We start from the raw sequence: 9,412 nt of genomic DNA on the forward strand, positions 1-9,412 counted from the left end.
GATCGTCGCAGCACCCGTGATTAAGGCAAACCGGAGTCCGGCGGGGGTGGTGCCTGTCGGGGCCAGCCCGTTGGAGCCCCGCGAAGGAATCCGAAGGCAGGACGGCCGGGCAAAAAACCCGCAAGAAAACCACCGCCACTTCGGCAGCCGTACGAAGATGACGAAGCGGGAGTCCGGCGCGAAGGCGCCGGACCGGCTCCTCCGGGCTGGCCCCGACAGGCACCCCCCCCGACGGACGGCACTAGCAAACCACCCGCCAACAGCAAAACGATCAACGCACCGGCATCAGCAAACCGCAAACCCCTCACCCCCCAGGCCGAACCCCCGCATCGAACTCCACCTCTTCCAGCGGATACAACGGCCGACTCCGTTTCACGTAAGGAAAAATCGAATAATCCGAAGTCGTTACACCCGGGCTATCGCATTCCACCAGCCCGTCGGAAATCGGCACGAACACCGGCCGGCAATACATCCGCGACTTCAGCAACAGGAACCGCGCCTGCCGCGGATCCTGCCCCACGCTCTCGAACACCGCCAGATCCCAGGGCTCGTGCGTCTGCTCCGACACCACCACCCGCGCATCGCCCAGATCCAGGACTGCCGTGCGTCCCATACTGACCCGCATGCCGGTATAGGTCGGCCCGGTAATCACGTACTCGCCATCCGTGATCGCCAGCACCGTCCCGCTGGCTTGCATCGGCTGCGCATGAATGCCCAGCGACGCCAGCGAACGCTTGTTCCCCAGCGGCAAACTTACCCGCGCGCCCACGCCTGCCTCGACCATCCGGGCGACCGCCTCCGGATCGCACACCACCCCCGCCAGGATGTCCTTCATCCCGCGTGCCAGCGCCGCTTCCAGCACCGCCGTCGTATCGCAGGTACCGCCGGAATTGCAATTGTCCCCGTGGTCGAGCAACAGAATGGGTCGCCGCGCGTCCCGCGCCATCGCTTCCGCCCGTGCCAGGGAATCCGCCAGCGGCTCGCTCCGATATACGAAACCATCGCGTTGCGCCCAGATTCCCGCCGCGATTCTTTCCGCCGCCGCCTCGGCCAGCGCGCGGTCCTTATCGGCCACCACCACCACGCTGATGCAAGGATGGGGAATATCCGCCAGCCCGAAGCCTGCCAGCACGGATGCCGCCGCGATACCGCCGGCTTCTTCCGCCTGGGCCGCCCGCACCGCATCGCGCATCGCGCCGGCATCGGTCGCCGAGCGCAGGGTATGTGTCATCAGCGGCGGACGCCGCCATGCCATCACCGGGTGGAATTCGCCCGCGATCATGCGCCACAGCAGCCGGCCCGCATGGTCACCGGTTTCGTACATGTCCACGTGCGGGTAAGTCTTGAAGCTGACGATCACGTCCGCATTTTCCACCATCCGCGCCGTCACATTGCCGTGCAGGTCCAGCGCCACCGCGATCGGCACGCCAGGCGCCGCTGCGCGCACACGGGCCAGCAGATCCCCTTCGCCGTCATCGCTATTTTGCGCGACCATGGCGCCGTGCAGATCCAGGAAGATAGCGTCGCAACCTGGCACGTCCGCCAGGATACGGGCACACATCCGGTCGTAGGCATCGGCGTGCACCGGTCCGCTGGGATAGGCCCAGGCGGAAAGCGGCGTCACCATGTCCGCGCCATGCGCCTTGGCCAGATCGATGAAGGCGCCCATGGCCGTACGTGCGCCTTCGTTTTCGCGGCGGGCATCGTCGCCGCAGGCGGGGCCGTTGCGGCCGAAGGCCGACCACGGGGTCGGGACCGGCGAAAACGTGTTCGTCTCGTGGTTCATCCGTGCGATCAGGACTTTCATGCGGCGGTCTCCCGGGCGGCGACGCCGGCGGTCTGCAGCATGGCGCGCAGCAGCACATTGCAACCCGCTTCCAGGTGTTCCGGGCTGGCGTCCTCGATCTCGTTGTGGCTGATGCCATCCTTGCACGGCACGAAAATCATCGCGGTCGGCGCGACGCGCGCCAGATAGACGGCATCGTGGCCGGCGCCGCTGACAATGTCCATGGAGGACAGGCCCAGTTCGCGCGCACCATCCTCCAGCGACGCCACCAGTGCCGCATCGAAAGGCTGAGGCGGGAAGTAGACCACTTCCTGCACATCCACGGTGACCCCCGTCCGCGCCGCGCAATAGTCGCGCAGGGCCGCGGCCATGTCGGTCAGGGTGGCGTCGTCGGCCGCGCGCAGGTCCACTGTCAATCGCACGCGCCCCGGGATGACATTGCGCGAATTGGGATAGGTGTCCAGGCAACCTACCGTGCCGCGGGCATGCGGCGCGTGGTCCAGCGCGATGCGGTTGACCTGCTTGACGATGTCGGCGGCGGCCAGCAGCGCGTCGTGGCGCAGCTCCATGGGCGTAGGCCCCGCGTGCGCTTCCATGCCCGTGACGGTGACGTCGAACCAACGCTGTCCGAGCGCGCCGCGCACCAGTCCGATGGTCTTGCCAGTGGCTTCCAGGATGGGACCTTGCTCGATGTGCGCCTCGAAATAGGCGGCCACGGCGCGGCCGCCCACGGCATCGGCGCCGTCGTAGCCGATGGCGCGCAGGGCATCGGCTACGGCCATACCGTCGCGGTCGCGCTGCTCCAGGGCGTGGGCCAGGGTGAAGGCACCGGCGAAGACGCCGGAGCCCATCATGACGGGGACGAAGCGCGATCCTTCCTCGTTGGTCCAGACGGCGACCTCCAGGGGAGCCTCGGTGACGATGTCATGGGCATGGAGGGTGCGCAGGACCTCGATGCCCGCCAGGACGCCGTAGTTGCCATCGAACTTGCCGCCGGTGGGCTGGGTATCGATATGGCTGCCCGTCATGACCGGGGGCAGGTCGCTGCGGCGGCCCGCGCGGCGCATGAAGATATTGCCGATGGCGTCGATGCGCACGGTGCAGCCCAGTTCGCGGGCCCACTGCACGACCAGGTCGCGGCCCTGGCGGTCCAGGTCCGTCAATGCCAGGCGGCACACGCCGCCCTTGTCGGTGGCGCCGATGCGCGCCAGCGCCATCAGCGATTCCCACAGGCGCGCGCCATCGATGCGCGGGAAGGAGGGGATTGCGGGGTCGGACATGTTCGGTTCCTCTAGAAGACGATGCGCCGTGCCGCGGCCATCAAACCCCCACGCCCAGGTAGCGGTCCTTGATCGCGTCATCGGCGGAAAAATCGGCGTTGCTGCCCTCGTACACGATAGCGCCCTGTTCGATGATGTAGTGGCGGTCGGCCAGCTGCGTGCAGACTTCCAGGTTCTGCTCCACCAAAAGGATGGGCACGCCCTGCTGCCGGATCAGCTTGAGCTGCGCGACGATTTCCTCGACGATGACGGGCGCCAGCCCTTCGACCGGCTCGTCCAGCATCAGCAGGCGGGGATGGTTCATCAGCGCGCGGCCGATCGCCAGCATCTGCTGCTCGCCGCCGGACAACTGGGCGCCGCCATTGCGCCGGCGTTCTTTCAGGCGCGGGAAAATGCGGTAGATATCGGCCAGTTGCCAGGGCGAGCGGCGCCGCGCGCCCAGCAGCAGGTTTTCCTCTACGGTCAACAGCCGGAAAATACCGCGATGTTCGGGTACCAGGCACAGGCCCAGGCCCGCCACGCGGTGCGCCGGCAGCCCGCCGGCGGGCGCGCCATCGAAGAGGATCTCCCCGCGCGCCGGGCGCAGCGCGCCCGCTATGGTCTTCAGCGTGGTGGACTTGCCCGCGCCGTTGCGGCCCAGCAGGGTCACCAGTTCACCATCGCCCACGGCCAGGGATACGCCCTGCAAAATATGGCTTTTGCCGTAATAGGCGTGCACGTCGCGCAGTTGCAGCTTCATGCGCGGCCTCCGGTGATCATATTGCCGAGGTAGGCGGCGCGCACGCGCGGGTCGTCGCGGATCGCCGCGGGCGGGCCTTCCACCAGCACCCTGCCCTGCTGCATCACGGTCACGGTATCGGAGATATCCATCACGATATTCATGTTGTGCTCAATCAGCACCACGGTATGGTCCGCGGCCAGGCCGCGGATCAGCGCCTTCATCGAATCCAGGTCATCCACGCCCATGCCGGAAGTGGGCTCGTCCAGGAAGATGGCACGCGGACGCGCCGCCATCGCCATGCCCACTTCCAAACGTCGCTGCTGCCCGTGCGACAGGGACGCCGCGGCGACACCGGCGCGCGGACGCAGCGCCAGGCGGTCCAGCAGGCTGTCGACCAGTTCGTTCAGGGCGGCGTCGCGGCCGGGCCGGTGCCACATGTCGAAGGCGCCGGAGGCGTGCCCGCCCTGTGCCGCAAGGCGCAGGTTCTCACGCACGTCCAGGTTGGCAAACAGGCTGGTCACCTGGAACGAGCGCGCGATGCCGCGCCGCACGCGCACGTTGTCGGGCTCGCGCGTAACGTCGTGGCCATCGAATACGATGCGCCCGCCGCTGACGGGCACGGTGCCGGTCAGGGTGTGGAACAGCGTCGTCTTGCCGGCGCCGTTCGGTCCGATCACCGAGTGCACCGTACCGGGCATCACGCGCAGGTCGACGCCGGCAAGCGCGGTGAATTTTCCGTAGCGTTTGACGATGCCGGTGGCTTCCAGGATGGGGCTGCTCATGGCTGCCTCCCTGGCACGGCAATGCGGGGTTCCGCCGCACGCGGCGCGCGGCGCGTTCCGATCCCGCGGATGCGGCTTCGCGCAGGCCATCCCGGCAACAGCGTATTCATAACCGGTCCTCCTCCGCGTGGGGTGGCGGGACACCGCGCCGGGCATGCCGCAGGCGCTGCCACAATGTCTGCCCCAGGCCCCACAGGCCCTTGTGCATGAACAGGCTGACACCGATCAGCAGCAGGCCCAGCAGCATCAGCCAGCGCGGCCACAGCGTCGACAGCCAGTCCGATACCAGCACGTAGAAAGCCGCGCCCAGCACCGAGGCGAACAGATTGCCGGTGCCGCCGATGACCGTCATGACCAGGATCATCTCGCTGGTGTGGTATTCGATGTTGGACAGCGGCGCGATGCCCGTCATCAAGGCATGGAAGGCGCCTGCCAGCGCGGTCACGGCGCCCGACAGGGCAAAGACGGCCAGCTTCAGCGCGCGCGTATCGTAGCCGACGGCGCGGGCGCGGCCTTCGTTTTCGCGGACGGCCAGCAGCGTGCGGCCGAACACGGAATCCGTCACCCGCTGCAGCAGCCAGAACACCACGAGGAAGCAGATGCCCACCAGCGCGTAGAAGCGCCATGGCGTATCCAGCCGCATCAGCGTCAGGCCGCCCAATGCGAGGGGTGGACGCGGAATGTCCAGCAGGCCGTTGTCGCCGCCGGTCCACGACGGCAGACTGTAGGCCAGGAAATAGAACATCTGCGCGAAGGCCAGCGTCAGCATGACGAAATACGTGCCGCGCTGGCGGATGGCGAACCAGCCCACCAGACCGGCAACCGCGGCCCCGACGACGATGGCGGCCAGCACGGCGGCGGGCAGCGGCAGGCCGGCGCGCGTCATCAGGATGCCCACCGCATAGCTCCCCACGCCGAAAAAGATACCCTGGCCGAAGGAAAGCAGCCCGGTGTAGCCCAGCAGCAGATTGCAGCCCAGCACCGCCAGCGCATACACGAGGACTTCCGTCGCCAGCGTGCCGGAATCCAGCAGGAGCGGCAGCAGCAGCACCGTGGCAGCCGCCAGCAGCGAGCCCGCATGACCACGCAGTGCCCGCGTCATCCTGGCCTCCGCATGCCCGCATGCGCGCGCGACCGCTGCGCCGTCCTGTCCCGCCCGTGCGTATGTCCACTCAAGCGCCGCGTCATCCCGGCCCCGGCATATTCCGGTGACAGCCGCATCATCCTCTCCCCAGCAAGCCGTGCGGACGCAGCAGCAGCACGGCCGCCATCGCCACATAGATCATCAGCCGTGCGCCTTCCGGCCAGAGCGTGCTCATCACGCTTTGCACGATCCCGATCAGCAGGCCGCCCGCCAGCGCGCCGGCGAAGCTGCCCATGCCGCCCACCACCACGATGACGAAGGCCACGCCCAGCGCTTCCAGGCCCATGAAGGGGTCCACCCCCCGGATCGGGGCCGCCAGGGCACCCGCCAGCGCCGCCGTGCCCGCGCCCAGGGCGAACACCAGGCCGAAGACCCGGTACACGTTGATACCGAGCAGGGAGACCATTTCCGCCGATTCGCTGCCCGCGCGCACGGCGCTGCCCAGCCGCGTGCCCTCCAGTACCCACCAGAGCACCAGCGCGAAAACCGCGGTGAAGCCGATGATGAACAACCGGTACTTGGGATAGATGAAGCCGCTCCACATGACCACGCCCTGCAGGATGTCCGGCGTCGCCACGTTGTCGCCCAACGGCCCCCAAACCACAATGACGAGCTCCTGCAGCACCAGTGCCAGCCCGACGGTGATCAGGATGTGGAATTCATGCGGCTGGTCATAGACCCGCCGCAGCAGCGTACGTTCGGCCAGCCAGGCCAGCAGCGCCACCAACAGGGGGACGACGGCCAGCGCCAGCCAGAAATCCAGGCCCCAGGCCACAGCCTGGTAGCAGAAGTAGGCGCCCAGCAGATAGAACGCCCCGTGCGCGAAATTGACGAAGCGCAGCAGGCCGAAAATGATGGACAGCCCCACCGCCAGCAGGAAATACAGCATCCCGATGCCGATGCCGTTGACGACTTGCAGCAGATAGACGTTCATGAATGCGAAGGCAGCCGGGATCTTTACATACTGGAAAGCACGGACGCCCGCCGCGCCGGGCCGTCCCCGCCGGGCGCACCCGCGGCGCCAGGCATCGGAGCGTCATTCATCAGAGCTTGCAGCCGGTCTGCGCCACGGGCAGGAAGGACTGGCCCGAACTGAGGATCTCCGCGTAGTCGTCCTTGTCCTTCATGGCTTTCTTGGCCTTGCCCCGCAGCAGATAGTAGTTCTTCAGCACCTGATGATCCTGCGCGCGGATTTCCTCGTCGCCGGTCAGCCCGGTGTACTTCATGCCTTCCAGTACGGGAATGACCTTGGCGGGATCGTCGGTGCCGGCCTTGACGATGGCGTCGATCAGGATCTTGGCGCAGATATAGGAACCGGCCAGGCTGTAGTTGGGATTGGCCTTGAAGGTGTCCTGGCAGCGCTTGACCAGGTCCTTGTTGCCGGGGCTATCGATGCCATGCCAGTACTGCGCGCCGAAGTACACACCTTCGCAAAGATCCGCGCCCAGCGATTCGAACTGCTCAAGGCCGGAAGCCCACGCCATCAGGATCGTGGTGTTCTGCTTCATGCCGAAGCTGACGGCCTGGCGCAATGCGTCGGAAGACTGCGAGCCGAAGTTCAGCAGCAGCAGGACATCCGGTTTGGCCGCCATGGCATTGGTCAGATAGCCGCTGAATTCCTTTTCCGCCAGCGAGTGATAGCTGTTGCCGACGTGCTCGATACCCTTTTCCTTGAAGATATTCTTGGCCGCGTTCAAGAGACCGTCGCCGAACACATACTGCGGCGTGATGGTGTACCAGCGCTTTGCCTTGGGCAGTTTCTCGATGAGCGGACGCACCGTCTGTTCGATCGCGCCGTAGGTGGGCACCGACCAGCGGAAGGTGGACTTATTGCAGTCCGAGCCGGTGATTTCATCCGCGCCGGCCGTGGTGATGAACACGCCGCCGTCTTTCTGCACTTCCTTGCCCATGGCCAGGGCTTCCGACGACAGGATGCCGCCGGCGAAGTAGCGCGCATGCTTCTGCTGCGCCAGTTCCTGCACCTTGCGCACCGCGGTGGCGGGCTTGCCTTCGGTATCCAGCGTCGTATAGGCCAGCGGACGGCCGAGGATCTTGCCGTACTGCTGGACGACCAGCTTCATGCCCAGGTCCGCATACTTGCCGTTGGCAGCGAACGGCCCGGACATGGGAACGGGACATCCGAGCTGGATCTCCTGGGCCGCTTGCGCATAGGCGTTGCGCAGCGAGAGGGATCCGGGCAGGGCCGACAGGGCGGCGAGTTTCAACAGGTGGCGACGGTTCAAGGTTTTCCCCTTATTTATCATGATAAATAGGATGAACTGATAATATGAGGCCGCGATATTCCGCGTCAACACGGCAGGGCACGGAACGGGGCCGTATTTTCCCTAGGGTGTGCCAGCAACGCGCAGGCCGTTTCAACGGATCCGTCCAGCCGAACCACAAGGGGAGACTCCTCGCATGCCCCGCGAATCCGCCGCCCGGGCACCCGCCGCGCCGGGCAGGGCCAAGCGCGCCGACCTGGTCGCAGAAGAAATCAAGCGGCTGATCACCGAACGCGACCTGCGGCCCGGCGACAAGCTGCCGCGCGAAAACGAATTGCAGCAGTTGTTCGCCGTCAGCAAAAGCACGATGCGGGAAGCCTTGAAATCGCTGGAGGTGCAGGGCCTGGTCACGATCAGCACCGGCCCGACCGGCGGCGGCCGCATCGTGGAGGTCACGCTGGACCGCACCTTCCAGTTGATGCAGAACTATCTGTTCTTCAAGGAAGTCACGATCGACGACATCTACACGGTGCGCAAGCTATTGGAGCCGGAACTGGCGGCGGGGGCCGTACCCTATCTGACAGAGGCGGACTTCGAGGCGTTGAGCCATAGCATCGAATGCTGCGATCCTTCATCGGGCAAGACGGCAGATGTGGTGGCGCAACGCAAGGAAGATTTGAATTTCCACGACATCCTGGCGCTGGCCAATCCGAATCCTTTCCTGCGGTTTACCTGCCAGTTGATCAACGAAATGCTGCGCCAGCTGACGGTATTCGAGAACGATACGCCGACGCGTACGCAGCGGCGCTTCGGCGAAGCGAATGTGCGCGTGCACCAGGACATCGTGGACGCGGCGCGGGCGGGCGATGCGGACAACGTCAGGCGGTTGATGGCGGAACATATGGTCGAGGCGTCGGGGTTCGTCAAAAAGTTGAACGGAAAGCTGCAGGGGCGGTTGATCCTGGACTCGGAGATGAGCAGGCGCCACGTCGCGGCTCGTCGGCGGTTGTCGCGGCAGACGGTCGGGGAAGCAGACTGACCTGATGCAGATGGGACGGCGATTGCCATGAGGATTTCGGTGGCTTCTTATCGCTGGCGGTTGCTGTGGAGGGTGTGTTCTTCACCTCCGAGGATTTGATTTTCACGTGCGTTGATCGGTGCTGTTGGTGGGTAGTTTGCTGGTGCCGTCCGCCGGGGGTGGTGCCTGTCGAGGCCAGCCCGGAGGAGCCGGTCCAGCGCCTGCGCGCCGGACTTCCGCGTTGTCATCCTCGTACGGCGGCCGAAGTGGCGGTGAGGTTCTTGCGCTTTTTTTGCCCGGCCGTCCTGCCTTCGGATTCCCTCGCGCGGCTCCAACGGGCTGGCCCCGACAGGCACCACCCCCGGCGGACGGCACCAGCAAACTACCCACCAACAGCACCGATCAACGCACGTGAAAATCAAATCCTCGGAGGTGAAGAACACACCCTCCACAGCAACC

8 protein-coding genes are annotated in these 9,412 nt (G+C 66.0%); 1 reads left to right on the forward strand and 7 read right to left on the reverse strand.

Annotated elements, in window-relative coordinates:
• Positions 1-304: 304 nt before the first annotated feature.
• The 7 genes from ACO1P8_RS06775 to ACO1P8_RS06805 all read right to left on the reverse strand — a co-directional run bounded on the left by ACO1P8_RS06775 (position 305) and on the right by ACO1P8_RS06805 (position 7,956).
• Positions 305-1,807 (reverse strand): M81 family metallopeptidase, encoded by a 1,503-nt coding sequence (locus ACO1P8_RS06775; protein WP_486295143.1) that lies wholly within the window; start codon positions 1,805-1,807, stop codon positions 305-307.
• Positions 1,804-3,066 (reverse strand): Zn-dependent hydrolase, encoded by a 1,263-nt coding sequence (locus ACO1P8_RS06780; RefSeq protein WP_486295144.1) that lies wholly within the window; start codon positions 3,064-3,066, stop codon positions 1,804-1,806. The genes ACO1P8_RS06775 and ACO1P8_RS06780 overlap by 4 nt, the downstream gene beginning before the upstream one ends.
• A 40-nt stretch (positions 3,067-3,106) precedes the next feature.
• Positions 3,107-3,805, reverse strand: a complete 699-nt coding sequence (locus ACO1P8_RS06785) for an ABC transporter ATP-binding protein (RefSeq protein WP_486295145.1) — start codon at positions 3,803-3,805, stop codon at positions 3,107-3,109.
• Positions 3,802-4,569 carry an ABC transporter ATP-binding protein gene (locus tag ACO1P8_RS06790; protein WP_486295146.1) on the reverse strand — a complete coding sequence of 256 codons (768 nt, stop codon included), beginning with the start codon at positions 4,567-4,569 and terminating at the stop codon, positions 3,802-3,804. The genes ACO1P8_RS06785 and ACO1P8_RS06790 overlap by 4 nt, the downstream gene beginning before the upstream one ends.
• A gap of 106 nt (positions 4,570-4,675) precedes the next feature.
• Positions 4,676-5,671, reverse strand: a complete 996-nt coding sequence (locus tag ACO1P8_RS06795) for a branched-chain amino acid ABC transporter permease (RefSeq protein ID WP_486295147.1) — start codon at positions 5,669-5,671, stop codon at positions 4,676-4,678.
• A gap of 118 nt (positions 5,672-5,789) precedes the next feature.
• Positions 5,790-6,647, reverse strand: a complete 858-nt coding sequence (locus ACO1P8_RS06800) for a branched-chain amino acid ABC transporter permease (protein WP_486295148.1) — start codon at positions 6,645-6,647, stop codon at positions 5,790-5,792.
• Between the two features lie 109 nt (positions 6,648-6,756).
• Entirely contained in the window at positions 6,757-7,956 is a 1,200-nt protein-coding gene (locus ACO1P8_RS06805) for an ABC transporter substrate-binding protein (RefSeq protein WP_094840645.1), read from the reverse strand.
• Positions 7,957-8,131: 175 nt separating this feature from the next.
• Here ACO1P8_RS06805 and ACO1P8_RS06810 point away from each other — a divergent pair, with 175 nt between their 5' ends.
• A complete protein-coding gene (locus ACO1P8_RS06810) occupies positions 8,132-8,974 on the forward strand; it encodes a FadR/GntR family transcriptional regulator (protein ID WP_486295149.1) in 843 nt (280 codons plus the stop codon).
• The last annotated feature ends 438 nt before the right edge of the window (positions 8,975-9,412 follow it).

The sequence above is a fragment of the Bordetella sp. genome, assembly GCF_057362025.1.

Excerpts from the sequence above, each read along its gene's own strand:
- ACO1P8_RS06800 (WP_486295148.1), bottom strand. The coding sequence starts at position 6,647 with ATGAACGTCTATCTGCTGCAAGTCGTCAACGGCATCGGCATCGGGATG.
- ACO1P8_RS06795 (WP_486295147.1), bottom strand. The coding sequence starts at position 5,671 with ATGACGCGGGCACTGCGTGGTCATGCGGGCTCGCTGCTGGCGGCTGCC.
- ACO1P8_RS06780 (WP_486295144.1), bottom strand. The coding sequence starts at position 3,066 with ATGTCCGACCCCGCAATCCCCTCCTTCCCGCGCATCGATGGCGCGCGC.
- ACO1P8_RS06790 (WP_486295146.1), bottom strand. The coding sequence starts at position 4,569 with ATGAGCAGCCCCATCCTGGAAGCCACCGGCATCGTCAAACGCTACGGA.
- ACO1P8_RS06775 (WP_486295143.1), bottom strand. The coding sequence starts at position 1,807 with ATGAAAGTCCTGATCGCACGGATGAACCACGAGACGAACACGTTTTCG.
- ACO1P8_RS06785 (WP_486295145.1), bottom strand. The coding sequence starts at position 3,805 with ATGAAGCTGCAACTGCGCGACGTGCACGCCTATTACGGCAAAAGCCAT.
- ACO1P8_RS06810 (WP_486295149.1), top strand. The coding sequence starts at position 8,132 with ATGCCCCGCGAATCCGCCGCCCGGGCACCCGCCGCGCCGGGCAGGGCC.